Raw genomic sequence first — 24,167 nt, 5'->3', positions numbered from 1 at the left:
GTTGGTTCAGGACGCCGAACGGCTGCGCGCCACGCGCTCGTTGCGGTCGTCCAGCGGGAGCACCGGATCCCCCGTGGCCGAGCGGTGCTTGCGCAGCAGCAGGGTCATGTCGATCATCCGGTGGGCCATCCGCTCCAGGGCGTCGATGCCCTCGGTGTCGTGCAGGCCCGGCTCCGCCGAGGTGTTGCGAAGGAGCGCGGGAAAGCCGCTGCCCACCAGGATCATTCGGTTGAGCAGCAGATTGTCGACGAGCTGGTTGTGCACGGAGGCGTCGCTGTAGCGGCGGCCCGTCACGATGATGCCGCCGACCTTGTTGGCGAGCGGCCGGTCGAAGCGCAGAAAGCCGACGCCCGCCCGCTCGATGAAGATCTGCATCAGGTGCGCGAGGCCGAACCCGTGCACCGGCACCGCGTAGATGATCCCGTCGGCGCGCTTCATCTCCTCGACGATGGCGGGCATGTCGTCCGGCAGCGCGCACGGGCTGGTCCGGTTGTTGCAGTCGCCGCACGGGCTGCACGGCGAGATGCGGTGGTCGCGCAGGTGGATGGCGCGGAACGTGGCTCCCCTGGCCCGCACCAGCTCCCCCGCGTAGTCGAGTGCGAGATCGGTGTTGCCCCCCGCCCGCTCGGACCCCGATATGCCGAGGATGACGGGCGTCTCACTGCGTACTGCGTCCTGCATGTGCTTCCCCCCTGCCTACGGGTCCCACGGGGGCGGGCATCCCTGCCCGCCCCTCCCGCCGGCGGCCGGTACCCCCGGGCCGCCGGCACGTTGGGCCCGAACCGTCAGTCCTTGAGCTTTCCGGCGAAGTAGTCGATGTACGCCTGCATGTCGAAGTGGCCGTGGCCCGAGAGCGAGAACAGGATGCTCTTGGACTCGCCGGACTCCTTGCAGGCCAGCGCCTCGTCGATGGCCGCGCGCACCGCGTGCGTCGACTCGGGGGCGGGCACGATGCCCTCGTTGCGCGCGAAGGTCACCCCGGCCTCGAAGCACGCGGTCTGCGGCACGGCCCGTGCCTCAAGGAGGTCGAGCTCCTTGAGCTGGCTGATGATCGGCGACATGCCGTGGTAGCGCAGCCCGCCCGCGTGGATGCTCGGCGGCACGAAGTCGTGGCCAAGCGTGTGCATCTTGGTGAGCGGGGTCATGCCGGCCGTGTCACCGAAGTCGTACTCGAACGTGCCCTTCGTCAGGGTCGGGCAGGACGACGGCTCGACCGCGATGGCCCGCACCGGACGCCCGCCGCGCAGCTGCTCGCCCAGGAACGGCAGGGCGAGCCCGCCGAAGTTGGAGCCGCCGCCGGCCGCGCCGATCACGATGTCCGGGTAGTCCTCGGCCAGCTCCATCTGGAGCAGGGCCTCCTTGCCCATGATCGTCTGGTGCATGAGGACGTGGTTGAGCACCGAGCCGAGGGCGTACTTGGCGGTGCCGCCGCTCTTCACGGCCGCCTCGACCGCCTCGGAGATGGCCAGGCCCAGGCTGCCGGGCGAGTCGGGGTCGGCGGCCAGGGCCGCGCGGCCCGCCTCGGTGAGCTCGCTCGGGCTGGCGGTGACGCTGGCCCCGAAGGTCTCCATCAGACCGCGGCGGTACGGCTTCTGCTGGTAGCTGACCTTCACCATGTAGACCTCGCAGACGAGGCCGAAGTACTGGCAGGCGAGCGAGAGGGAGGAGCCCCACTGGCCGGCGCCGGTCTCCGTGGTGAGGCGCTCCACACCCGCCTGCTTGTTGTAGTACGCCTGCGGGATCGCGGTGTTGGGCTTGTGGCTGCCCGCCGGGCTGACGCCCTCGTTCTTGAAGTAGATGCGGGCCGGGGTGTCGAGGGCCTTCTCCAGGCGCCGCGCCCGCACCAGGGGGCTCGGCCGCCACTGTCGGTAGACGTCGATGACGGCGCCCGGGATGTCGATCTCGGGGTCGGTGGAGAACTCCTGGGCTATCAGCTCCGCGGGGAACAGGGGCTCCAGGTCGGCCGGCGTGAGGGGCTCGCGGGTCCCGGGGTGCAGCATCGGGTCCAGCGGCTTGGGCAGGTCGGCGACCACGTTGTACCAGGTGGTGGGGATCTGGGCTTCGGACAGCAGGAACTTCGTCTGGGACATGAAAACTTTCCTGTGAGTGAAGTGGAACCGGTGCGGAGCGGTGGAGCGTGCGGGAGGTCTAGGCGCCGGCCGGGGCCGCGTCGGGCTCCGGCGCGGGGGCGGCGGGGGCGGTGGTGGAGGGCCTGATCCGCAGCAGCGCGAACGCGGCCATGCCCACGAGCGGGGCGATCAGGAGCGTCACGAAGACGGGGCGGTAGCCGTCGGCCGTCCACAGGACGCCCAGGCCGACCGGCACGACGAGCCGGGCCAGGCCCAGGACGAAACCGTTGAGCGCCATGAAGCTGCCGACCCGGCCCTCGTCCACGTGGTCGGCGACATAGGTGGGCACGACGACGGACACGATGATCTCGCCGAGCGTCCACACCACGGTGGACAGGAGCAGCGCGGGCAGCGAGAAGCCGAAGACGATCACCGAGAGTCCGAGCGTCCACAGCGCCCCCGCGACCAGGAGCAGCGCCTTGGTGCCCCGCCCGCGCATGTGCTTCTCCATGAGCAGTCCGAGGCTCACCACGACGACGCTGTTGATCGTGTACACGGCCCCGACCAGACCGGCCGAGTCGTGCAGCACCGTGGTGACCGCCAGCGGCAGCGCGTATTCGAGGCCGATGAGCGGCACGACGTAGAAGAACGAGACCAGCACGATCAGCAACACATGACCGTGCCCGAGCGGACCCGAACGAGCCTCTTTCGTACGGGACTTGGCGCCCGCCCCCCTGCGGTCGCGCGGCACCCAGAGCGTGATCATCGCTGCGCACAGCAGGCCCGCCAGGATGTTCCCGGCGAACATGACGTGGTAGGAGTACGCGGCCGCGACCCCGCCGAGCAGCGGGCCCACGCCCATGCCCAGGTTGTTGCCGACGTAGCTGATCGTGTACGCGAACGGGCGCTGCTCGGGGGTGGTCAGATCGGCGACCAGTGTGTTGGACGCCGGGCTGAACATGCCCATCCCGACCAGGGCGACGAACAGGAGCGCCGCGTAGGTCCAGGGCGCGCCGTCGAGTAGCGCGAGACCGAGGTAGCCGGCGGCGTTGAGGATCAGCGCGCTCAGGAGCGCCGTGCGCCTGCCCTTCAGGTCGCACAGCGGGCCGCTCAGCAGGCTGCCGGCCAGGAGGCCCGTGCTGCCGACGGAGATGAGCAGGCCCGCCTCGCCGGGGCTGAGGTCCTTGCCGCGCACCAGGTAGACGGCGAGCAGCGGGAAGACGAACATCCCGGCGCGGTTGACGAAGGAGGCGAGGAACAACACCCGTAAGGCGAGCGGGAGTTCCTTGAACCGCGCGATCCACACCATGGCTACGCCCCGGTCTCTACGCGGAAGCTGTCGCGCACCGTCTTGAAGCGGGCCTTCACGTCCTCGAAGTCGGCGCCCTCGCACACGTACCAGCCGAGCACGTCGTTGGAGGCGGTCGGCGGGGCGAGCACGTCGCCGACGCGCTTCCACACGTCCGCGTCCACCACGCCGTCCAGGGCGGTCAGTTCGGCCGCCGAGGTGATGGCGGTGATCCGCCCGTACTCGCCGGACGACAGGTACTCGGTGCCGATCTCCGGGCCGAGCCGGGCCGCGGGGCGGTGGTCGGGGTCGAGTTCGAGACGGCACCACTCGCCCGCCAGGTTGATGCCGCGCCCGGCCTCGATGGCGGGCACGATCGAACCGCCACCGGCCCGCGCACCCGCCTCGCCGAAGACGATCTCGCCGTCGTCCAGGAGGAAGAACTCGGCGTGCACGACGCCGGTGCTCAGGCCGAAGCCGCGCAGCACCACGGTGTTCAGCTCCAGGATGCGCCGCTCCCTCGGCGTGAGGTCGTGCTTGCGGGAGATGGTGCCGCCGGGCTCGTCGCGGTAGTCGAGGACGGAGTACGTGTACTGGGAGAGCTGCTCGAAGACGGCCTCGCCGCGCTGGAAGAGCGAGTCGACGTGGAACTCGGTGCCGCGGATGAACTCCTCGACCCGGTACTCATGGCGGTCGTCCCCCATCTCCGCCCAGACCCGGTCGAGTTCGGCCCGGCCGTCGACGCGGTAGGTGTTGCCGCACGCCCAGCCCGCGTACGGCTTGATGACGACCGGGTAGCCGACCTCGTCGGCGAATTCCGCGACCGTCGTGACGGTGTCGGGGCGGCAGGAGCGGGCCACCCGCACGCCGAGCTCCTCGGCCCTGCGGTGCATCACGTTCTTGTCGCGGAAGTTGAGGGCCTGGTCGGGCGTCAGGCCGGGGATCGCGTGGTCCCGGCGGGCGCGGCTCGCGGGCAGGACGTCGCCCTCGAACAGCGGGAAGATCCGCTCGATGCGGTGCTCGGCGACGATGGTGTCGACGGCCGCGCGCACGGCCGCCGTGTCGTCCAGGTCGGCGTGGTACTGGGGCAGCCCGTCGGCCTCGGGCGCCTCCCAGCCGGTGGGCAGCAGCACCACGGTGGCCCGGCCGAGTTCGGCGGCGGCCGCGACGACACTGCGGAACTGGGCGGTGTAGCGCCCCGCGGCGGGGCGGTAGACCACCAGGATCGAGGGGTTCATGCGGTGCTCCTCAGGCGAGTCCGGGTCCAGCGGAGTGGGATGCGCCATCAGCGGACGCTCGCGGGCGAGGCGGCGGTGAACAGGTCCCCGGCCGGGGTGGACCGGTCGAGGACCAGCGGCCGTCCGGGCTCGGCGCCCAGCTCGGTCAGCGCCGACACCAGCCGGTCGAGGGCCTCCTCGACGACGGCCCGGCCGCCCTCGTGCGCGGACTCCACGGTGAGCAGCAGCCTGCGCCGGCCGACGTCGGTCCTGACCACGTCGCCCTGGCGCCAGTTCCAGCGCCGCGAGTGGGCACGGCCCCGGCCGTCGGCGTAGACGACCTCGCCGGGGTCGGGGTTCTCGGTGGCGTCGGGCGCGCCCAGCGGCGCGAAGACCTCGTTCCCGTGCGCGAGCCGCACCTCCAACTCGCCCTGGATGTCGCCCACATCGCAGGACGCGACGGGCAGGCGGCTGTCCAGGGAGACCGCGTTGCAGAGGTCGACGAGGGCGTTGATCCGGGGCAGCCGGTCGCCCTTGGCGACCCGGCGCAGGACCGACTCGGCGGCGCAGGGGAACTTGTTCGGGTTGACGTCGACCGTGCGGTAGGCGTCCCGCCAGGCGGCGATCGGGGGCAGCGCGGAGACGTCGGCCTTGCTGAGACCGGCCTCGTGCAGCGCGTCCTCGGCGGCGGTGAGCCACTGGGCCACGAGACCGGACTCCCGGACGACGTCGACGTCCGGCACCGCGATCAGACCGAGCACATATCCGGGCACCCGCTCGGAGAGCCGCGCGTCGATCGTGACGGTCAGAGCCGTGACGCTGCCGGTGCTGCCGGTGCTGCTGAGGGGGGTCTCCATGAACGTGGGTTCCTTCGATTCCGTCGATTCCCTGGCTGGTGCCAGGCGGACCGCTGATGACGGTCCGACAGTAGGGAGCGGGCGGGGGTCCGGCTGTGGCCAATTCCCGGCAATTCCAGAAGTCCACTTGCGGGGTCATGTGGGATGGCCGCATGTGCGGGGGCGCCACGGCCGGACCGAGCCGGTGCGGTGGCTCCGCTGCCGGACCGGGCCCGCCCGCCCGCCCGCTCGCCTCAGCCGACCACGACCGGGGCTTGCGCCGACTCCAGGAAGTTGGCGAAGAGGCGTGTGCCGTCCTGGGTCATCACGCTCTCCGGGTGGAACTGCACCCCCTCCACGGCGAGGGTTCGGTGGCGTACTCCCATGACGTAGCCGTCGTCCCCCGAGGTCGCCGTCACGGTCAGTTCGGCCGGGGGGTCGGTGACGATCAGCGAGTGGTAGCGGGTGACCGTCAGGGGCTGCGCGGCGCCCGCGAACACCCCCTGCCCGTCGTGGTCGACGGGGCTGGTCTTGCCGTGCATCAGACGCTGGGCGACGGCGATCCGCGCCCCGTACGCGAGCCCGATCGCCTGGTGTCCGAGGCACACGCCGAGCAGCGGCACCCGCCCGGCGAAGGCGTGCACGAGTTCCACGTGTCCGGAGTCCGCCGGGTGGCCGGGCCCGGGGCCGAGGACCACGGCGTCCGGCGCCGAGGCGAGCAGCTGGGCCACCGTGCGGGTGCGCGAGCGCACCACGTCTGTCTCGGCGCCGAGGCTGAGCAGGTACTGGTCGATGATGTGGCTGAAGCTGTCGTACGCGTCGACGAGGAGGACCTTCACTTCTGGAGCTCCTCGCCGGTCAGCGCCCAGTACGTGGCGCTCATCTTGGCCAGGGTCTCGCGCCATTCGGCGGCGGGCTCGGAGTCGGCGACGAGGCCCGCCGACGCCTGGGTGCTGTAGCGGGCGCCGTCGTGGACGGCGGTGCGGATGCACAGCGCGAGCACCGCGAACCCCCGGACGTCGACCAGGCCGAGCGCCCCGGCGTAGATGCCGCGCGGCTGGTCCTCCAGGTCGTTGATGATCTCCATGGCACGCAGCTTCGGCGCGCCGGTCATGGTGCCGGCGGGAAAGGTCGCGCAGATCGCCGCCCACACGTCCGTACCGCTCCTGACCTTGCCGGACACGGTGGAGACCAGGTGGTGGACGTACGCGAAGGGCTCGACCTCCATCATCGTGTCGACGGAGAGGGTGCCGGGCTCGCAGACCCGGCCGATGTCGTTGCGGCACAGGTCGACCAGCATGATGTGCTCGGCCTGTTCCTTGGCGCTGTCGCGCAGCTCGGCCACCCGGCGGGCGTCCTCGGCCGGGTCGGCGGCGCGGCGGGCGGTCCCGGCGATGGGCCGCATGGAGATGGCGTCGTCCTCGACCCGTATGAACAGCTCGGGGCTGGCGCCGATGACGGTGCGGTCCGCCCAGGGGACGAGGTACATGTAGGGGGACGGGTTGCGGTGCCGCAGCCGCCGGTAGACCTGGAGGGGCGTCAACTCGGTCTCGACGTCGATGCGGTGGCCGATCTGGATCTGGTAGCTGTCGCCGATGCCGATGTGGTGCAGGCACCGTTCGGCGCGCTCGATGAACGTGGCCTCGTCGACGGTGTCCCGTACGGAGATCGCGACGGGGGCCTCCGGTACGAGGTCGTCGTGCGCACCCCGGGCGCGGACGGCGTCGACGACGGAGCGCAGCGGTTCCTGGCCCGCGTCGTCGGGGAGCTGGGGCCCGGAGGCGGCCAGGTGGTGGACGCCGCCGCGCTTCAGGTCGTACCAGACGGTGTCCCTGAACAGGGTGAGCGTGCAGCGCGGCAGCCCCGACTCGGCCTGGCCCGAGGGGAGTTCCTCCATCGCCCAGGCCGCCTCGTAGGACAGCGTGGTGAGGAAGCCGAAGGCGAAGGTGCCGGTGGGCAGGGCGGTGTCGACCGCGAACAGGGCCTGGACGGACCGCAGGACGCGCCAGACGGTGCCCGGGTCGGCCACGACCCACTGCCGCACGCGGCCCGTCGCGTCCGCAACCGTGCCCGGCTCCCCCACGGCCGACGAGAGGGCGTGGGCAAGCCGGTCGCCCAGGAGTCCGGCGGCGACGAGTTCCAGCCGGTCGGCGTGAACGCGCAGTTCGGCGAGGCGGCCGTAGCCGACGGCGGCGTAGTGCCGGTCCTGGTCGGGGCCGTCGAGGCTTTCGAAAAGATAGACATCGCCGTCCTGCCGCGTGCGGGCCAGGGCTTCGTACAGGCCCAGGGCGTCGACCTGCGGGAGTTCCTCGGAAACGACCCGGACCGGAATGGTGGCGGCCACTTGTGTGCGGCTCAATTCGTCATCGTAAGCTGGCAGTTCCAGCACTTCTGATGGGTCCGACAACAAGGGCACGTCGAAAGCCTTCCTGATCCGACCGGACCGTAGGGGCTTCGGGAATGAGCAAGCACGTCAGCGGTGCACCGAAGACCCGGCTCCGCACGTCACAGCGGTCCGGACCGCTCTGTCCGGACCCCCCCCCCCGTGCCACCCACCCGGCGATTTCCCCCCGGCGACGAATGTGTGTTCGTGAGGACTTCATCAAAAGGGGCACTGGGTCAGCCATACCACTTCGGCCTTCCGAGAGGAGACCACTTTGTCGTTGCAGCTCGACGTCGCCCTGGACCGCGAATCACGCCTCCCGCTGGCCGTTCAGATCCGCAATTCGCTGCGCAAACTAATTGAGGACGGAACTTTATGGCCGGGCACGCGGATCCCGTCGAGCCGCCAACTCGCCCTTGATATCGGGGTTTCCCGCAGCGTCGTGGTGGAGGCGTATGAGCAGCTCTCGGCGGAGGGCTATTTGCAGACGCGGCACGGGTCGGGCACGACGGTCTCGGAGCGGGCCGGAGCCCCGCACACCGCCTCCACCCTCGTGCCGCCGGACCCGGAGTCCGCGCCCGAGGCGATGTGGGACCTGCGCACCGGCACGTCCAACGTGGTGGACTTCCCCCGCCAGGAGTGGATCCGCTGCATGAGCGCGGTCGTGGCCGACGCGGGCCACCAGGAGCTCGGCTACTCCCCGCCGGCCGGGGTCTCCCAGACCCGGCGGGTGCTGACCGGCTACCTCGGCCGGGTGCGCGGCGTGCGCAGCCGCCCGGAGGACCTGATGGTCACCGCGGGCTTCGCCCAGGGGCTCGCCCTGATCTGCCGGGTGCTGCTCGACCGCGGGCACACCCGGCTCGCGGTCGAGGACCCGGGACACCCCGGTGAGCGCGAGTTCGTCACCAGCTCGGGCCTGAAGGTGATCGGCATCCCCGTCGACGAGGACGGGATGCGCGTGGACCTCCTGGAGCAGAGCGGTGTACGCGCCGTGCTGCTCACCCCCGCCAACCAGTTCCCCACCGGGGTCCGGCTCAGCGTGCCGCGCCGCGAGCGGCTCATCGCCTGGGCCCGCGAGGTCGGCGGCTACGTCATCGAGGACGACTTCGACAACGCCTTCCTGCACCGCTCGGACCGGCTCCCGGCCCTCCAGAGCCTCGCGCCCGACCGGGTCGTGTACGCGGGCAGCGCCAGCAAGACACTCGCCCCCGCGCTGCGCCTGGGCTGGCTCGCGGCGCCCTCGGAGCTGATGGCCTCCGTCGAGTACGTCCGCGCGGGCTGGGACATCGGCTGCTCGGGCCTGGAGCAGCTCGCCTTCGCCCGCTTCATCGACACCGGCGCCCTCGACCGCCACCAGCGCCAGCTGCGTACGGAACTGCACCGGCGCCGCCAGACCGTCCGCCGCCAGCTGGAGGCGTGCCTGCCCGGCGCGCGCCTCACCGGAGGCGACAGCGGCCTCCAGGCCTACGTCCAACTCCCGCCCCACATACCCGAGCAGCTGCTGGTGCGCGCCGCCCGCCAGCGCTCGGTCCTCACCCGGGGCGGCGCCTTCTACACCCTGTCCGACCCGACCCGCCCACCCGCCCTGGTCCTGAGCTACGCCACGGTCCCGTGCTCGGGCCTGACCCAGAGCATGCTGGCGCTGGGCGAGGCATACCGCGAGGTGGGCGGCTGACCCCGCCACCGCCGTCCCGGCGGGCCGGCGGGCCGGCCCGTACGCATCGGTGATCGGTCACCCCGGGTGTCGGCGGCTCCATGCGTCCAGGGGCGGGGTGGACGTGGGGGTGGCCGGGCGGGGGGTTCTGGTCCAGCCCCAGGACCTGTACGCCGCTGCCGCCGGGGCGTTGTCGGGGGTGATCAAAGCGGTCAGGATGTCGGCCTCCTGGCGTTCCAGGAGCCTTTGCTGCAAGCGGGTCGCGATGCCGGTGCGCCGGCGCGAGGGCAGCACCATCAGTTCGGCGAGCGCGAACACCCGGTCGGCGGTGGCGAGTTCCGCGTCGCCGTCGGTCTCCGCGCCCCGGAAGCCGTGCCACCACTCGCCCTCGCGCCCGGGCGGGTAGCCGTAGGCGCAGCCCACCAGGAACGGGTCGCCCGCGATGACCATGTCGAAGCCCGGCCGCTGCACGTCCTGCGCGAACCGGCGCAGGAACTCCCCCCGCTCCAGCGGCTCCGCGCCCCGCACACCCTCGTACGCCGCTACGTACAGATCCGCGACGGATTCCCGCTGCTGCTCGGCCTGCCATCGGGACAGCCGCCGCAAGAACACCTCTGTCATCGCAACAGCGTGGCAGGTCACGGCGGTTCTCGGAACAGGGGGCGAGGAGGGGATCGATCGAGGACGCCCTCGCTCCCGCCCCTCGCCGACGCGTCGGCCGGGCTCCCCGCGCTCACCGGGGCGAGCGGACCGACGTCCCCGTACGCGGCCTCCGGCCCCCATTCACGCGGCGCCGAAGTCGAGGAAGACCGTCTCCTTCTCGCCCTGGAGATGGAGGTCGAAGCGGAAGAGCCCCTCCCGGCCGCTGTCGCGCCGGGCCAGCAGCGTCTCGCCCCGCTCCCCCGCGAGCGCCTTCAACTCGCCGTCCGCGACCAGCCCTTCGACGTAGGCCCGGGTGAACAGGTGGCGCGGGAGGCCGCGTGCGAACAGGCACACCGCGAGGTAGGGCGCGGACGGCGGCGGGGGCAGGGTGCGTACCGACCAGTGGCCGTCCGCTCCCGTCGGCACCCGGCCGAAGCCCGTGAAGCCGATGCCGTCGCGGCCGAGGTGGCCACCGGTGGCCGGGTCCCGGCGCCAGGAGCCGGGGGCGCCCGCGCGTGAGCCGTCGGGGCGGGCCTGCCAGAACTCCAGGAGCGCGTCCGGCACCGGCTCGCCGTGGCCGTCGTACACACACCCGTGGACCGTGATCGCCTCCGGGTGGCCGGTGGGCGCGATCTCCCCGCCGCCGGGGACGGGCAGGGCGTGTCCGTAGTACGGGCCGACGGTCTGGGCCGGGGTCGGGGCGAGGTCCCGGGGTGCGGGGGTCACGCGGTCACCTCCGGGTCGGGCAGCGTGGCGGCCGGGCCGTCGAGCACGATGTCCCAGCGGTAGCCCAACGACCACTCCACGACGGACAGTTCGGGGTCGTACGCCGCCACCAGGCGGTCGCGGGTCGCCTGGTCGGTGATCATGTGCAGGATCGGGTCGTGGGCGAGGAGCGGATCGCCCGGGAAGTACATCTGGGTGACCAGGCGCTGGGCGAAGGCCCGGCCGAAGAGCGAGAAGTGGATGTGCGCCGGGCGCCACGCGTTCTCGCGGTTGCCCCAGGGGTAGGCGCCCGGCCTGATCGTGGTGAACGCGTACCTCCCCTCGGTGTCCGTCAGACACCGGCCCACCCCGGTGAAGTTCGGGTCGAGCGGGGCCGCGTGCCGGTCGCGTCGGTGGACGTAGCGGCCCGACGCGTTCGCCTGCCAGATCTCGACGAGCTGGCCCCCGACCGGCCGGCCCGCGCGGTCGACGACCCGTCCGGACACGGTGATGCGCTCGCCGTGCGGGTCGCCCGCGTGCTGGCGGGTCAGGTCCGCGTCGAGCGCCGTGACCTCGGTGGCGCCGAAGACCGGGCCGTACAGCTCGACCGCCTCCGGGTCGCCGCCCAGGGCCAGGGGCGCCCGCGTCGGCACCCGCAACGCGCCGCTGCGGTACGCGTCCACGCGGCGCGGCGCGGGCACCCCCTCCGCCCCCGTGGCGTCCTGGCCCTTCGCGAGGCCCTCCTGCGTGAGCGTCATCGCCCTGCCACCTCTCCCTCTCCCGACCCGATCTCCGTACGGAGGTGAACCGGCGCCCCCGACTCGCGCGAACGATCACCCGGCGCACCCCGTGCACCAGGTCCATCGCGCCGCCCGCCCCCTTCATCAGGCGCCGGGAACCGCCCAGTTGGCGAGATGGCCGTCCACCGACGCGAGGATGCCGCTCTCCGAGTGGAGCACCCCATCCACCCCCGGGGGTAGATGGCCGGGGCCAGGGGGCAGCCCGATGCCGAGGCTCACACGGTGGCCGCCGAACGCGCCCCTTCCTGGGCGCCGAGTCCACGGGCCCGGCCCGCGCCACCGCCCGGCGCGCCCTGATCACACTGGACCATCTGGGCCTGGTCGCCGCGGTCGCGCCCCCCGGACCCGCGCCGCCGGGACGCACCGCCCGTGCCGTCCGGCCCCCTCCGCCGTGCCCGGAACGCCTGTGACACCGGTTCCGCGGGTCACCGCAGCGCACGGGTCACCCGGCGCGCGTTTGTCATCCCGGCTCCCCGAGCTCTCCCTCTAATCGGTTAATTCAGGGGAATGCGGACATGCCCATGACGCTGGTCGGGGATACAGGGCTAGTCCGCTGCCCAGTCTGTCCCTGACCCCCCGGAGTACGCCTCGTGGAGACCACAGACACCGTGTGGAGCTGCCCTTTCGACTTTGCGGATGCGCTCGAATTCGACCCGCAGCTCCAGCGGATGCTGGCCGAGGAACCGGTCGCGCGGATCCGGATGGCGTACGGCGAGGGCGAGGCCTGGCTGGTCACCCGGTACGAGGACGTGCGGACGGTGACCACCGACCGCCGCTTCAGCCGCAGCGCGGTCATCGGGCGGGACTTCCCGCGGATGACCCCCGAGCCCATCGTGCAGGCCGAGTCGATCAACCTCATGGACCCGCCGGCCAGCAGCAGGCTGCGCAGCCTGGTCGCCAAGAGCTTCGCGCCCAAGCACGTGGCCCGGATGCGGGAGCGCACCCAGGGGGTGGTGGACGAGCTGCTCGACACGATGGCCGCGCACGGTTCGCCCGCCGACTTCGTCGAGCACGTCGCCGCCCCGCTCCCGCTCGTCACGATCTGCGAGGTCCTCGCGATCCCGGACGGCGAGCGGGACTGGCTGCGCAGCCACGCGCTGACCATGATGAACATCGGCGCCGCGGGCCGGGAGGCGGCCGTACGGGCCAAGGCCGAGCTGCGCGCCTACTTCACCGACCTCACCGCTGCCCGCCGCCGCGACCCGGGCGACGACCTCATCTCCACCCTGGCCACCGCCCGCGACGGCGACGAGCTCCTCGACGACCAGGAGCTCGCCGTGATGGCGATGGTCCTGCTCATCACCGGCCAGGACACCACGACCTACGAACTCGGGAACATCGCGTACACGCTCCTGACCAGGCCCGGCATCCTCGATGCCCTGCGTGCGCACCCCGAGCGCTTCCCCGCCGTCCTCGACGAACTGCTCCGCTTCATCCCGTTCCGCAAGGGCGTCGGCATCCCCCGCGTCGCCACCGAGGACGTGGAGCTGAGCGGGGTCACCATCCGGGCCGGGGACATCGTCCACGTCTCCTACCTCACCGCCAACCGGGACTCCCGCAAGTTCGACCGCCCCCACGAGGTCGACCTCGACCGGGGCTCCGTCCCGCACATGACGTTCGGCTGGGGCGCGCACCACTGCCTCGGCGCCCCGCTCGCCCAGATGGAGCTGGAGGTGGCGTTCACCTCCCTGCTGACCCACTTCCCGGACCTGCGCCTGGTCGCCGCCCCCGGCGACGTGCCCTGGAACACCCACTCCATCTGGCGCCACCCGCTGAGCCTTCCGGTCGCCTGGTGACCAACCCCCCATCGTAGAAAGGCAGTCAGATGGCCACCTTGTGCCGACCGGCGGTCGCCGTTCCCGACCATGTCATCACCCAGGAGCAGACCCTGGCGCTCGCCCGCGAGATGCACGGCGGGCACCCGCAGCGCGATCTGGTCCTGCGCCTCATCGAGAACACCGGCGTCCTCACCCGCCACCTGGTCCAGCCGCTCGAAGTGACCCTGTCCCACCCGGGGTTCGAGGCCCGCAACCGGGTGTACGAGGCCGAGGCGAAGAGACGGGTGCCCGCGGTGGTGCGCGAGGCGCTCGCGCACGCCGAGGTCGAGGCCACCGACATCGACCTGATCGTCTACGTGTCGTGCACGGGCTTCATGATGCCCTCGCTCACCGCCTGGCTGATCAACACGATGGGCTTCCGCTCCGACACCCGCCAGCTGCCCATCGCCCAGCTCGGCTGCGCGGCGGGCGGCGCCGCGATCAACCGCGCGCACGACTTCATCACCGCCTACCCGGGCTCCAACGTGCTGATCGTGTCGTGCGAGTTCTGCTCGCTGCTCTACCAGCCCACCGACATCGGGGTGGGCTCGCTGCTGTCCAACGGCCTGTTCGGGGACGCCCTTTCGGCCGCGGTGGTACGCGGCGAGGGCGGCACCGGCATGCGGATCGAGCGCAACGGCTCGCACCTGGTGCCGGACACCGAGAACTGGATCTCGTACGCGGTGCGCGAGACGGGCTTCCACTTCCAGCTCGACAAGCGGGTCCCGGGCACCATGGAGATGCTCGCCCCGGCCCTCAAAACGCTGGTGGCGCAGCACAGTTGGGAGGTAGGGGCGCTCGACTTCTACATCGTGCACGCGGGCGGTCCGCGCATCCTGGACGACCTGTGCCACTTCCTGGACCTCGGTCCGGAGATGTTCCGGTTCAGCCGCAGCACCCTCACCGAACGCGGCAACATCGCGAGCTCGGTGGTCTTCGACGCGCTGGCCCGCCTCTTCGACGAGGGCGGCATGGAGGACGGCGCCCGCGGCCTGATCGCGGGCTTCGGACCCGGCATCACCGCGGAGATCGGCGTGGGCAGCTGGAACGCCGGGCCGGACATCGAGCGCGAGCTCAGCGCGGTGGCCGCCCGGCTCTGAACCGCCGCCGGACTGCTACTCGTTGACCAGCACGGGGATGGAGAGCACCGCGCTGGTCGGCGTGCCGGTCAGCGCGCCGGGCTCGACCTTGAAGTCGATGCCGGGCCCCTCGGCGGCCGGGGTGTGGCCGCCCTTGTGCTCGTCGTGCCCCTCCTCCGCGTACTGGAACGACCCGGTGCCGAGCAGCCTGCCGTCCGCGTCGTAGTAGGCGGCGCGCAGCTCCAGGGCGATGAGCTCGCTGACGTCCGAGGTGACGGCGAGGTGCCCGGTGACGGCGGAGCCCGCGCCGAGCGCGCTGCCGCTCACCTTCACGCGGTCGGTGAACGGGCCCTGTTCCAGGCGGACTTCGCCCCGGCCCAGCTTCTGGTACGCGGCCGGGGCGGCGGCCTGCTTCGGGGCGGCGAAGCTCACCGGCGGGACGGGGCTCGGGGAGTCCTCGTCGCGCTCGCCGGTGCCGCCGCCGCACGCGGTGGCCAGGGCGAGGGTGAGGACGGCCAGGACGGCCGGGGCGGTGCGTCGCATGATGGGTGCTCCTGCTCCTGCGGGTGCTGCGGTGAACGGGGCTCGGGGGCAGCGCGCCCGGGCCCCGGAAGCGGCCCCGCGACGGCGGGGCGGGGTGGTCAGCCGCGCGGGGCGCGGCCGAACAGCGAGCCGTACATCTTCCCGTACAGGTCGGTGTTGAGCTGGCTGGCCGCGAAGCGGTCCGCGCCCGGCCCGTAGGCGAAGATCGGGACGTCCGCGCCGGTGTGGTTGCCGGACAGATAGGTCAGCCACAGGCTCGCCTCGGGGCTGCCGTCCTTGACGCCCCGGGGGTCGTCGGGGGTGCGGAAGGTGGCCGGGCCGAAGTTCTTCGCGTCGCCGGAGCCCGTGCCGTTCACGATGCCGGTCGAGCGGGCCGGGTCCTTGGCGCCCGAAGTGGCGCGCGAGGGGAGGGAGTTGTTGGCCGGGTTGCCCGCGTCCGTGTTCGCCGGGGGCGCCGCCGCCTCGGCGTTGGTGTAGGTGCCCTTCTCGATGATGTTGAAGCCCGCGCACTCGTGGTCGGCGGTCACGACGACCAGCGTGTGGCCGTCCTTCTTCGCGAAGTCGGTGGCCGCCTTGACCGCGTCGTCGAACGCCTTGACCTCGGCGAGCGTCTGGGCGGCGTCGTTGGCGTGCGAGCGCTTGTCGATCTGGGCGCCCTCGATCTGGAGGAAGAAGCCCTTCTTGGAGCGGCCGTCCAGCAGGTCGATCGACTTCTTTGCCATCTCGGCGAGCGTCGGCTCCTGCTTCTGCGGGGCGCCCGCGGGCAGCGAGGCCTTCGCCTGCTCGACGGTCAGGTTGCCCCGGTTGAACAGCCCGACGACCTTCCGGCCGCGCGCCTTGTCGAGGTCGGCCTTGGTGGCGACCTTCTGGGTGGCGGCGGTCTGCGCGGGCAGCTTCGGGTCGCCGAACGAGCCGAGCACCTGGTAGCCCTGCGCCTGGAGCGCCTTCTGGTCGTCCGGCTCGAAGCGGGCGAGGCCGCCGCCGAGGACCACGTCGGCGGTGCCGTTGCGGGCGATCTGCTCGGCGATCGGGGTGATCAGCGTCTTGTCGGCGGGCGCCTTCTCGTAACTGCCGTCGGCGTTCTTCGGCAGGCAGGCCGCGTCCGAGTACGTGGGCCCCTGGCAGCCGCGGAGCAGCGCGTGGCTGAACTGGGCGGCCGGCGTGGCGTCGGTGATCTCGGCGGTCGAGACGTTGCCGGTGGCGAAGCCGGCCGCCTTGGCCTGCTCCATCAGCGTGGCGCGCTTCTTCTCGCGGCTGTCCACGCCGATCGCGGCGTTGTACGTCTTGACGCCCGAGGCCCAGGCGGTGGCGGCGCTCGCCGAGTCGGTCACCAGGGCGGGCTGGTCGCCGCCCTTCTCGACGGCGTACGTGGCGACGGCGCCGGTGTAGGGCAGGCGCTCCATGTTCAGCTTGCCCTGGGCGCCGTAGTAGCGCTCGCGGCCCGCGGTGACGTGGGTGCGGCCCATGCCGTCGCCGAGCAGGTAGATGACGTTGCGTATCTCGCGGCCGCCGTGACCGCCGTGCTGGGGCGCGGAGTTGGCGGTGACGGCCGGGCCCGCGGCGACCGCGGAGGCCGCCGCGAGGACCGCGAGCGTCTTCAGTGCCTTGTGTGTCATGGCCGTGAAGCTATGAGTCGCATGTGAACGGACCGGGAGGTTCAGGCGGCCGCGAGGCGAACGCCTTTACTCTTCCCATAACCTTCCCGCCCCTGCCCTTTGCCCGCTCTGTGCTCGGCCCTTACCCGGGGAGCCCGGGCCGCCCTCACCCGTAGGAGAGGTTGGAGCAGATGTTGTCGTCGGCCGAGCGGGCCTTGTCCGCTACGGAGGACGGCACCGCGGCGGGGGCGCTGGGCGCGGCGTCCGCCCCGCCCGCCTTGTACTGGGTGCCGAGGATCACGTTCAGGCCCGGCACCTTCGCCTGGCGCAGCAGCGCTCCGGGGAAGTGCGTGGCCAGCGTCTTGGCCTTGGCCTCGTCACCGGCTCCGTACTCGACGACGGTGTGCGTGTAATCCTGGGTGGCGGCGGTCGCGGTGCCGGTCACCGTGAAGCCCGCGCTCTTGAGCTCGTCGGCGGCCTTGCTCGCCAGGCCCTTGCCGGTGGTGCCGTTGTAGACGGCGACGCTGATCCCCTTGCCGGAGGCGGGGGCCTCGGCGGACGGGGACGGGCTCGACGAGGCCTCGGACCCCTTCGCGGAGGCGTTCTGGCCGTCCACCGTGCGGTCCGCCCGGAGCGCCGCGAACAGGGCGTCGGCCTCGGGCTTGACCACCGCGACGCGCGCGCCCTCGTACCGCCAGGGCAGGGTCACGAACTTGGTGTTGTGCAGGTCGATGTCCTTCATGCCCATCGCGAACGAGATCAGCTTGTTCGGGGAGCCGAGGCCCGGGTCGACGGTCATCGACTTGGTGGCGGCGTTGGCGAGCGGCAGCAGGCTGGTCGGATCGAGGCCGTTGCTCTTCACCTTTTTGAGCAGACTGCCGACGAAGGCCTGCTGGCGCTGGATGCGGCCTATGTCCGAGCCGTCGCCGATGCCGTGCCGGATGCGCACGTAGTCGAGGGCCTTCTGGCCGGAGACCGTCTGCGGGCCCTTGGAGAAGAGCAGGGTGCCCTTGTGGTGCAGGTTGGGGTTGAGGTCGCCGGTGTAGACGTCGTTGGGGACGCAGACCTGGACGCCGCCGACCGCCTCGGTCATCTTCGCGAAGCCCGCGAAGTCCACCACCACGGTGTGGTCCACGCGCAGCCCGGTCAGCTTCTCGACGGTGTTCTGGGTGCAGGCCGGATTGCCCTGAACCGTTTCTCCTACTTCGAAGGCCGAGTTGAACATCACATCGTGCTTCTCCTTGGTCCAGCTCCCGTTCGGCAGCTTGCAGGAGGGTATGTCGACCAGGGAGTCGCGCGGTATGGACACCGCGACGGCGTGCTTCTGGTCGGCGTACACATGCATCAGGAACGCGGTGTCCGAGCGGCCGATGTCGCCCGTGCCGTGGCCGTACTGCGCGTTGTCCCCGGAGCGGGTGTCCGAGCCGATGACCAGGACGTTCGAGCCCTTGGTCGAGGCGGCGGGACGGTTGGCGGAGACGCCGCCGTCGTCGAAGGTCCTGATGTTGCCGTTCAGCTGGAAGTAGATCCAGCCACCGCCCGCCAGCGCCAGGACCAGGACCGACAGCACCGTGACGCCGACGAGACGGGCTCGGCTGCGTCTGTTGCGGCGCCGTGGCGTGGCGGCGCCGCCGCTCTCACGCCTGCTTGCCGCTCCCGCTTTGTGGCTGCCGGCCATCGGACCCCTCATCCCTCATTCACGCCTCTTCTGTAGAGGAGACGGTGAGTCGCACACTCTGGTTGTACAGTTGCGCAATGTAGCAAGTCTCATGGAGAGTCATCAGCCCCAGTCGTTCTGAGAAAACGACTGTAGGACGCGAACGAGGGAGGACGGCGGGATGTTCCTGCGCAACGGGCTCGAGCCCTGGCACCTGCTGATCGTGGCCGTAGTACTGATCCTGCTGTTCGGCTCGAAGAAGCTGCCCGACACGGCACGCGCGCTGGGCAAGTCCCTGCGCATCCTCAAGAGCGAGACCAAGGCGATGCGCGAGGACGGCACCGAGCCGGCCCCCGCCGCCGCCCCGGCCCCGCAGGTCACCCCGGCTCCGGCCCCGGTCCAGACGGTCCACACCACCACGGACGCGCCCCCGCGCCCGGCCCAGTGACGCGGCCGTACGCTCGGCAGGCATGGAACAGCTGCCGACGTACGCCGACGTGGTCCGCGCCCATGAGCGGATCGCCCCGCACGCCCACCGCACCCCGGTCCTGACGTCACGGCTCACCGACGCCGAACTCGGCCTGAGCCTCCACTTCAAGTGCGAGAACCTCCAGCGGATGGGGGCCTTCAAGTTCCGCGGTGCCTTCAACGCGCTGTCCCGCTTCGACGCGGAGCAGCGCCGCGCGGGCGTGGTCGCCTACTCGTCCGGCAACCACGCCCAGGCCGTCGCGCTCGCCGCCGCCCTGCTCTCCATCCCGGCCACCATCGTCATGCCCCACGACGCCCCGGCGGCCAAGCTCGCCGCGACCCGGGGGTACGGCGCGGAGGTCGTCCCCTACGACCGCTACACCGAGGACCGCGAGGAGATCGGCGCGGCGTTGGCGAAGGAGCGCGGCCTCACCCTGATCCCGCCCTACGACCACCCCGACGTGATCGCGGGCCAGGGCACCGCCGCCAAGGAGCTCTTCGAGGACACCGGCCCCCTGGACGCGCTGTTCGTCCCGCTCGGCGGCGGCGGACTCCTGTCGGGCACCCTGCTCGCGGCGGGCGCGCTCTCGCCGTCCTGCGCGGTGTACGGGGTCGAGCCCGCGGCCGGTGACGACGGGCGGCAGTCGCTGCGCGCGGGCCGGATCGTGCACATCGACACCCCGGCGACCATCGCCGACGGCGCCCAGACCCAGCACCTGGGCGCCCACACCTTCCCCGTGATCCGCGACCACGTGACCGACGTCCTCACGGCCACCGACGCCCAACTCACCGACTGCATGCGGCTGTTCGCGAGCCGCATGAAGATCGTCGTCGAGCCGACCGGCTGCCTGGGCCTGGCCGCCGCCCGCGACTTGGCCGAGCGGTACCGGGGCGCGCGGGTGGGCGTGATCATCAGCGGCGGGAACGTGGACGTGGCGCGGTTCGCGGAGCTGGTGGCCCCTGACGGCCAACGAGCCGGAAGCCTGTCCACCCCGGCGGAGCGGTTCGGCGCATGATGGGGGGCATGAACGAGATGCCGGAGTGGGAGAAGCGGTTCAGGGCGCCCAGGGTGGGGCTCCCCGACTGGGCGGAGGACGCCCCGGACCGCTCGCTGTTCGTGTCCAACGCGACCGGGACGTACGAGCTGTACGCGTGGGACCGGGCCACGGGGTCGCAGCGGCGGGCCACCGACCGCCCCAACGGCACCACGGACGGGGTGCTGACGCCCGACGGCGAGTGGATCTGGTGGTTCTGCGACACCGACGGCGACGAGTTCGGGGTGTGGCAGCGCCAGCCGTTCAGGGGCGGCGCCGACGAGCCGGCCGTGCCCGGCCTCGCCCCGTCCTACCCGGCGGGCCTCGCGCTCGGCCGGGACGGCACGGCGGTGGTCGGCCGCTCCACCGACGACGAGGGCTCCACGATCCACGTCGTGCGCCCCGGCTCCGCCCCCGTCGAGATCTACCGGCACCGCGAGTCGGCGGGCGTGGGCGACCTCTCGCACGACGGCACCCTGATCGCCGTCGAGCACACCGAGCACGGCGACGCGATGCACTCGGCGGTGCGCGTGGTGCGACTGGACGGTACGCCGGTCGCCGAACTCGACGACACGAAGGGCGGCACCGAGGAGCTCGGCCTCGAAGTGCTCGGCTTCGCGCCGCTGGCGGGTGACTCCCGGCTGCTCGTGGCCCACCAGCGGCGCGGCCGCTGGGAGCCGATGATCTGGGACGTGGCCACCGGCGAGGAGAGCGACCTCGCGCTCGACCTGCCGGGCGACGTCTCGGCCGAGTGGTACCCGGACGGCTCGGCGCTGCTCGTCGTGCACAGCTTCGAGGCCCGCAGCGGCCTGTTCCGCTTCGACCTCGCCACGCGCTCGCTGATCGAGATCGACACCCCGGCCGGTTCGGTGTCCGGGGCGACGGCCCGGCCGGACGGCACGGTGGAGTACCTGTGGTCGTCGGCCCAGAGCCCCTCCGAGGTGCGCTCCACGACCGGCGAGGTCGTGCTCGACCCGCCCGGCTTCAAGGCGCCGCCCTCCGTGCCCGTCGAGGACGCCTGGGTGGAGGGTCCGGGCGGGCGCATCCACGCCCTGGTGCAGCGCCCCGCCGGGGACGGCCCCTTCCCCACCCTGTTCGAGATCCACGGCGGCCCGACCTGGCACGACAGCGACGCCTTCGCCTCCGGCCCGGCGGCCTGGGTCGACCACGGGTACGCGGTGATCCGGGTCAACTACCGCGGCTCCACGGGGTACGGGCGGGCGTGGACCGACGCGCTCAAGCACCGGGTCGGGCTCATCGAGCTGGAGGACATCGCGGCGGTCCGCGACTGGGCGGTCGCCTCGGGCCTCGCCGACCCCGAGCGGCTCGTCCTGGCGGGCGGCTCCTGGGGCGGCTACCTGACCCTGCTCGGCCTCGGCACCCAGCCGGACGCGTGGGCGCTGGGGCTCGCGGCGGTGCCGGTCGCGGACTACGTCACGGCGTACCACGACGAGATGGAGGCGCTGAAGGCGATGGACCGGACGCTGCTCGGGGGCACGCCGGAGGAGGTGCCGGACCGGTTCCGCGCGTCGTCCCCGCTGACGTACGTCGACGCGGTGCGGGCGCCGGTCTACATCTCGGCCGGGGTCAACGATCCGCGCTGCCCGATCCGGCAGGTCGAGAACTATGTCGACCGGCTCGCCGCGCGGGGGGCTCGGCACGAGGTCTACCGCTATGACGCGGGGCACGGGTCGTTGGTGGTGGAGGAGCGCATCAAGCAGGTCCGCCTCGAACTCGACTTCGCCGCCCGCCACCTGACCCCCTGACCCCTGGGGCTCCGCCCCAGCCCCCGTTCGCGCCTTGAGGCCGCTCGTCCTCAAACGCCGGACGGGCTGAGGATGCCCATGCTGGGCCCCCTACAGGGGCGCGAGGAACTGCGCGACCAGCCGTCCACGGTCCGCAGGCGCCCCTGGGGCTCCGCCCCAGCCCCCGTTCGCGCCTGAACGGCGCTCGTCCTCAAACTCCCCCAAGGCCTTAAGGGCCAGGGGGGACCCCCATGACGGGCTGAAGATGCCCATGCTGGCCAGCACCCGTACCGCCAGGGGCGCGGGGAACTGCGCGACCAGCCCCGCACGGTCCGCGGATGAACAGAAGCCGGGGCCCGGGGGCGCAGCCCGCGCGGGTTCTGGGGCGTAGCCCCGTAAGGGGACCTGGGGCGGAGCCCCATGAGGGGCCCGGGGGCGGAGCCCGCGGGGGGTCTGGGGCGGAGCCCCGGGAGGGGCCCGGGGCGGAGCGCCGGGAGGGGGTCGGGGGGAGCCCGGGGGGAAGGGGGGCCGTACCGTGGGGGTGTGTACCGGTTCCTGCTCACACCCCGCTGGTGGGGAATCCACGTCTTCGTCCTGCTCGCCATCCCCGTATGCGTCTTCATGGGCTCCTGGCAGCTGGGCCGCTTCGAGGACCGCGTGCAGTCCCACGACGCGGCCGCGAAGGCCCCCGACCCCGCCACGCAAAAGGCGGAGCCGCTCGCCTCGCTGCTCCCCGTGGACCAGCGCACCTCCGGCCGCCCCGCCGCGGCCCACGGACGGTACGCCGAGCAGTTCCTGGTCCCCGGCCGTCAGGTCGACGGCAAGTCGGGCAGCTATGTGCTGACCCTGCTGCGCACCGACGGCGGCAAGGCGCTCCCCGTCGTGCGGGGCTGGATCCCGCAGGGCGCCGAGGCCCCGGCCCCGCCAGCCGGTGAGGTGGACGTCACCGGGGTGCTCCAGGCCTCGGAGAACGCGGGCTCCGACGGCGTGCACGCGCAGGGCGGACTGCCCCGGGGCCAGGTCGGCATGATCAGCGCGGCGGCCCTGGTCAACCTGGTGCCGTACCAGGTGTACGACGCCTGGGTGACCCTGCCCCGCGCGGACGCCGGGATGACCGCCGTGCCCGCCAGCGCCCCGCAGAACAGCGGGCTCGACCTGAAGGCGTTCCAGAACCTCGGCTACACCGGCGAGTGGTTCGTCTTCGCCGGGTTCGTGGTCTTCATGTGGTTCCGCCTGGTGCGGCGCGAGGCGGAGGCCCTGGAGGACGCCGAGCTCGGGCTCGTCCCGGACGCGGACGAGGCGCCCGCGGCGCCTGTCCTCAAGTAGCGAACAGCGCACCACAGAGGCGAAAACGAGCGAAGGGGGCCGCTGTCGGCGGCCCCCTTCGTGCTCCTCCCCCTCCGCGAACGAGGAGCCGTCGTGCTGCCGCCGGCTACGGCGTGACCGCCGCGGGCGTGCCCGTGCCCGCGTCCAGGACGCCCGTCTTGTAGATCGTTCCGGCGCAGGCGTTCGGGATCTTCGCCTCCGCGGACGGCGCGCCCGGCTCGGCGACGTGGGTGACCGCGACCGTGCCGCCCGCCGCGGCCGTGGGGGCGCCGCCGTCCGCGCCGAGCTGGGTCATCGCGCCGCCCGACGCCGTGGTCGGGGCGACGACCCCGCTGGTGCTGCCGGAGCTGCCGCCCGACGGGCTCGGGTCGGGCGACGGCGGGGTCTTCGGGCAGGTGTCCGACGGCACCCAGGCGAACCGCACCTCGTACGCCCCGGACGGCTTCAGGACCAGGCGGGTGGTGTCCTGCGAAGGGTCGGGGAGGCCGGGGGCCGGGTCGCCCACCGCGTGCTCGACGACCGTGATCTTCGCCGGGTCGGCCGCACCCTGCGCCTTGACGTTGAACTTGCCGACCCCGCCTATGGCGCACTGCTTGTTGGACGCGTTGACGATGCGGAACGCGCCGTACACCTTGCCGGTCGAGTCGGGCCGGCCGACCTTCGCCGACTTCACGCTCAGCTCGCCCGCCTCGCACACCGGCGAGTTCGCCTGCACGGGACCGCTGCCCGCGCCGGTCGCGCCGCCGGCGGTGCCGCCCGTGGCGCCCTTGCTGGGCTGTGCCGTGGGGCCCTTGGCGTCGGGGCTGCCGGGCCGGCTCCAGGCGCCGGGGGGCTGGTCGCCCTCCCGCACGCCGTCCGCCGCGCCCGAGGCGCCGCCGGAGGTGCCGTGCGTCCGCTCGCCGTGCCCGGCGACGGCCGGCTGGTCGCCCGCGCTGCCCGAGGTGTTGGCGACATGGATGAACGCGGGCACCGCGGTGGCCACCAGAAGCGCCGCGGCGACCGAGCCGACGACGGCCTGCCGCTTGCGGGCCCGCCGCACGGGCACCGCGGCCCGCAGGTGGTCGAGCGCCCCCTCCGAGGGCGTCAGCCCGTCCACCGCGCCGTGCAGCAGCCTGCGCAGCGCCTGTTCGTCGGCCGCGTCGGGGCCCGACGCGGCCGGAGGAAGGCCGAAGGGAGGGGTGCCGGTGCTGTTCTTTTCCGGCGTCTTGTCCACGAATCCGTATCCAGTCAGGTCGTTCAGGTCATTCCTGGGCCGCTGGTCCGGCCCTTTCTTTCCGTATGCCCCGTGTTCCCCTTGCCACCTGTCGCC

21 protein-coding genes are annotated in these 24,167 nt (G+C 72.4%); 7 read left to right on the top strand and 14 right to left on the bottom strand.

Annotated features, from left to right (window positions below; genetic code table 11):
- Positions 1-6 precede the first annotated feature (6 nt).
- From DT019_RS28020 to DT019_RS27990, 7 genes are all read right to left on the bottom strand, one after another.
- Complete coding sequence (locus tag DT019_RS28020) at positions 7-681, bottom strand: flavodoxin family protein (RefSeq protein WP_114039720.1); 675 nt, start codon at positions 679-681, stop codon at positions 7-9.
- Between the two features lie 104 nt (positions 682-785).
- Positions 786-2,090 carry a TrpB-like pyridoxal phosphate-dependent enzyme gene (locus DT019_RS28015; protein ID WP_114039719.1) on the bottom strand — a complete coding sequence of 435 codons (1,305 nt, stop codon included), beginning with the start codon at positions 2,088-2,090 and terminating at the stop codon, positions 786-788.
- Positions 2,091-2,148: 58 nt separating this feature from the next.
- On the bottom strand, positions 2,149-3,378 hold the full coding sequence (locus DT019_RS28010; protein ID WP_223279803.1) for an MFS transporter: 1,230 nt from the start codon (positions 3,376-3,378) through the stop codon (positions 2,149-2,151).
- 2 nt (positions 3,379-3,380) lie between these two features.
- Positions 3,381-4,595, bottom strand: a complete 1,215-nt coding sequence (locus DT019_RS28005) for an ATP-grasp domain-containing protein (RefSeq protein ID WP_114039718.1) — start codon at positions 4,593-4,595, stop codon at positions 3,381-3,383.
- Positions 4,596-4,642: 47 nt separating this feature from the next.
- Positions 4,643-5,431 carry a B3/4 domain-containing protein gene (locus DT019_RS28000; protein WP_114039717.1) on the bottom strand — a complete coding sequence of 263 codons (789 nt, stop codon included), beginning with the start codon at positions 5,429-5,431 and terminating at the stop codon, positions 4,643-4,645.
- A 233-nt stretch (positions 5,432-5,664) separates the two neighbouring features.
- A complete protein-coding gene (locus DT019_RS27995) occupies positions 5,665-6,249 on the bottom strand; it encodes an anthranilate synthase component II (RefSeq protein ID WP_114039716.1) in 585 nt (194 codons plus the stop codon).
- Positions 6,246-7,769, bottom strand: a complete 1,524-nt coding sequence (locus DT019_RS27990) for an anthranilate synthase component I family protein (RefSeq protein ID WP_223279802.1) — start codon at positions 7,767-7,769, stop codon at positions 6,246-6,248. Before DT019_RS27990 ends, DT019_RS27995 begins: the two co-directional genes overlap by 4 nt.
- 298 nt (positions 7,770-8,067) lie before the next feature.
- Between DT019_RS27990 and DT019_RS27985 the strand changes: the two genes are divergently transcribed.
- Positions 8,068-9,468: a PLP-dependent aminotransferase family protein gene (locus tag DT019_RS27985; RefSeq protein WP_114039714.1), complete on the top strand. Its 1,401-nt coding sequence runs from the start codon at positions 8,068-8,070 to the stop codon at positions 9,466-9,468.
- 57 nt (positions 9,469-9,525) lie between these two features.
- Here DT019_RS27985 and DT019_RS27980 read toward each other — a convergent pair whose 3' ends face one another.
- The 3 genes from DT019_RS27980 to pcaH all read right to left on the bottom strand — a co-directional run bounded on the left by DT019_RS27980 (position 9,526) and on the right by pcaH (position 11,552).
- The gene (locus tag DT019_RS27980; protein WP_189389995.1) at positions 9,526-10,068 is read right to left on the bottom strand and encodes a GNAT family N-acetyltransferase; all 543 of its coding nucleotides are present in this window, start codon (positions 10,066-10,068) and stop codon (positions 9,526-9,528) included.
- Between the two features lie 162 nt (positions 10,069-10,230).
- On the bottom strand, positions 10,231-10,815 hold the full coding sequence (locus DT019_RS27975; protein WP_114039826.1) for a protocatechuate 3,4-dioxygenase subunit alpha: 585 nt from the start codon (positions 10,813-10,815) through the stop codon (positions 10,231-10,233).
- A complete protein-coding gene (pcaH, locus tag DT019_RS27970; protein WP_114039712.1) occupies positions 10,812-11,552 on the bottom strand; it encodes a protocatechuate 3,4-dioxygenase subunit beta in 741 nt (246 codons plus the stop codon). The genes DT019_RS27975 and pcaH overlap by 4 nt, the downstream gene beginning before the upstream one ends.
- Before the next feature lie 632 nt (positions 11,553-12,184).
- Between pcaH and DT019_RS27960 the strand changes: the two genes are divergently transcribed.
- Both DT019_RS27960 and DT019_RS27955 read left to right on the top strand, forming a co-directional pair.
- Positions 12,185-13,390, top strand: a complete 1,206-nt coding sequence (locus DT019_RS27960) for a cytochrome P450 (RefSeq protein WP_223279801.1) — start codon at positions 12,185-12,187, stop codon at positions 13,388-13,390.
- Between the two features lie 29 nt (positions 13,391-13,419).
- Complete coding sequence (locus DT019_RS27955) at positions 13,420-14,511, top strand: type III polyketide synthase (protein ID WP_114039711.1); 1,092 nt, start codon at positions 13,420-13,422, stop codon at positions 14,509-14,511.
- Positions 14,512-14,526: 15 nt separating this feature from the next.
- Here the strand turns inward: DT019_RS27955 and DT019_RS27950 are convergent, their stop codons facing one another.
- The 3 genes from DT019_RS27950 to DT019_RS27940 all read right to left on the bottom strand — a co-directional run bounded on the left by DT019_RS27950 (position 14,527) and on the right by DT019_RS27940 (position 18,306).
- A complete protein-coding gene (locus DT019_RS27950) occupies positions 14,527-15,033 on the bottom strand; it encodes a hypothetical protein (protein ID WP_114039710.1) in 507 nt (168 codons plus the stop codon).
- Positions 15,034-15,131: 98 nt separating this feature from the next.
- Positions 15,132-16,649 (bottom strand): alkaline phosphatase, encoded by a 1,518-nt coding sequence (locus DT019_RS27945; protein WP_114039709.1) that lies wholly within the window; start codon positions 16,647-16,649, stop codon positions 15,132-15,134.
- 145 nt (positions 16,650-16,794) lie between these two features.
- On the bottom strand, positions 16,795-18,306 hold the full coding sequence (locus tag DT019_RS27940) for an LCP family protein (protein WP_114039708.1): 1,512 nt from the start codon (positions 18,304-18,306) through the stop codon (positions 16,795-16,797).
- Positions 18,307-18,466: 160 nt separating this feature from the next.
- Here DT019_RS27940 and tatA point away from each other — a divergent pair, with 160 nt between their 5' ends.
- The 4 genes from tatA to DT019_RS27920 all read left to right on the top strand — a co-directional run bounded on the left by tatA (position 18,467) and on the right by DT019_RS27920 (position 22,858).
- Positions 18,467-18,733 carry a Sec-independent protein translocase subunit TatA gene (gene tatA, locus DT019_RS27935; protein WP_114039707.1) on the top strand — a complete coding sequence of 89 codons (267 nt, stop codon included), beginning with the start codon at positions 18,467-18,469 and terminating at the stop codon, positions 18,731-18,733.
- Between the two features lie 22 nt (positions 18,734-18,755).
- Positions 18,756-19,769, top strand: coding sequence for a threo-3-hydroxy-L-aspartate ammonia-lyase (locus tag DT019_RS27930; RefSeq protein WP_114039706.1), 1,014 nt, complete (start codon positions 18,756-18,758; stop codon positions 19,767-19,769).
- Between the two features lie 17 nt (positions 19,770-19,786).
- Complete coding sequence (locus DT019_RS27925; RefSeq protein ID WP_411292745.1) at positions 19,787-21,553, top strand: prolyl oligopeptidase family serine peptidase; 1,767 nt, start codon at positions 19,787-19,789, stop codon at positions 21,551-21,553.
- A 522-nt stretch (positions 21,554-22,075) separates the two neighbouring features.
- Complete coding sequence (locus DT019_RS27920; RefSeq protein WP_114039704.1) at positions 22,076-22,858, top strand: SURF1 family protein; 783 nt, start codon at positions 22,076-22,078, stop codon at positions 22,856-22,858.
- A gap of 106 nt (positions 22,859-22,964) precedes the next feature.
- On the opposite strand, the gene DT019_RS27915 is transcribed toward DT019_RS27920, so the two are convergent.
- Positions 22,965-24,071, bottom strand: a complete 1,107-nt coding sequence (locus DT019_RS27915; protein ID WP_114039703.1) for a hypothetical protein — start codon at positions 24,069-24,071, stop codon at positions 22,965-22,967.
- Positions 24,072-24,167: the final 96 nt, after the last annotated feature.

The organism is Streptomyces sp. SDr-06 (genome assembly GCF_003324565.1).
GTDB lineage: Bacteria > Actinomycetota > Actinomycetes > Streptomycetales > Streptomycetaceae > Streptomyces.
Note: the sequence above shows the minus strand (reverse complement) of the source record. Positions and strands in the feature narration are given on the sequence as shown.

Excerpts from the sequence above, each read along its gene's own strand:
- DT019_RS28020 (WP_114039720.1), bottom strand. The coding sequence starts at position 681 with ATGCAGGACGCAGTACGCAGTGAGACGCCCGTCATCCTCGGCATATCG.
- DT019_RS28015 (WP_114039719.1), bottom strand. The coding sequence starts at position 2,090 with ATGTCCCAGACGAAGTTCCTGCTGTCCGAAGCCCAGATCCCCACCACC.
- DT019_RS28010 (WP_223279803.1), bottom strand. The coding sequence starts at position 3,378 with ATGGTGTGGATCGCGCGGTTCAAGGAACTCCCGCTCGCCTTACGGGTG.
- DT019_RS28005 (WP_114039718.1), bottom strand. The coding sequence starts at position 4,595 with ATGAACCCCTCGATCCTGGTGGTCTACCGCCCCGCCGCGGGGCGCTAC.
- DT019_RS28000 (WP_114039717.1), bottom strand. The coding sequence starts at position 5,431 with ATGGAGACCCCCCTCAGCAGCACCGGCAGCACCGGCAGCGTCACGGCT.
- DT019_RS27980 (WP_189389995.1), bottom strand. The coding sequence starts at position 10,068 with ATGACAGAGGTGTTCTTGCGGCGGCTGTCCCGATGGCAGGCCGAGCAG.
- pcaH (WP_114039712.1), bottom strand. The coding sequence starts at position 11,552 with ATGACGCTCACGCAGGAGGGCCTCGCGAAGGGCCAGGACGCCACGGGG.
- DT019_RS27955 (WP_114039711.1), top strand. The coding sequence starts at position 13,420 with ATGGCCACCTTGTGCCGACCGGCGGTCGCCGTTCCCGACCATGTCATC.
- DT019_RS27950 (WP_114039710.1), bottom strand. The coding sequence starts at position 15,033 with ATGCGACGCACCGCCCCGGCCGTCCTGGCCGTCCTCACCCTCGCCCTG.
- DT019_RS27945 (WP_114039709.1), bottom strand. The coding sequence starts at position 16,649 with ATGACACACAAGGCACTGAAGACGCTCGCGGTCCTCGCGGCGGCCTCC.
- DT019_RS27940 (WP_114039708.1), bottom strand. The coding sequence starts at position 18,306 with ATGGCCGGCAGCCACAAAGCGGGAGCGGCAAGCAGGCGTGAGAGCGGC.
- tatA (WP_114039707.1), top strand. The coding sequence starts at position 18,467 with ATGTTCCTGCGCAACGGGCTCGAGCCCTGGCACCTGCTGATCGTGGCC.
- DT019_RS27930 (WP_114039706.1), top strand. The coding sequence starts at position 18,756 with ATGGAACAGCTGCCGACGTACGCCGACGTGGTCCGCGCCCATGAGCGG.
- DT019_RS27925 (WP_411292745.1), top strand. The coding sequence starts at position 19,787 with ATGCCGGAGTGGGAGAAGCGGTTCAGGGCGCCCAGGGTGGGGCTCCCC.